At 46.3% G+C, this 285-nt stretch carries 1 rRNA gene; it reads left to right on the forward strand.

What is annotated here, in order from left to right:
• Positions 1–232, forward strand: a 23S ribosomal RNA gene (locus FFO06_RS20915); the annotation flags it as partial.
• Positions 233–285 lie beyond the last annotated feature (53 nt).

The raw sequence follows: 285 nt of genomic DNA on the forward strand, positions 1-285 counted from the left end.
GGAGGAACGCACCGCTGGTGTGCCAGTTATTGTACCAACAGTAAACGCTGGGTAGCCAAGTGCGGAGAGGATAACCGCTGAAAGCATCTAAGTGGGAAGCCCACCTCAAGATGAGTACTCTCACTACAATAAGTAGGTAAGGTCACGGGCAGAACACCCGTTAATAGGCTCTATGTGGAAGTACAGTAATGTATGTAGCAAAGGAGTACTAACAGACCGAGGGCTTGACCTCTATATTCTTAATTCTTATTGTGATTTCTCGTTCTCAAATGCAGTCTTCAGGGT

Origin of the sequence: Dolichospermum planctonicum (assembly GCF_005402965.1) — a bacterium.
Lineage (GTDB): Bacteria > Cyanobacteriota > Cyanobacteriia > Cyanobacteriales > Nostocaceae > Dolichospermum > Dolichospermum planctonicum.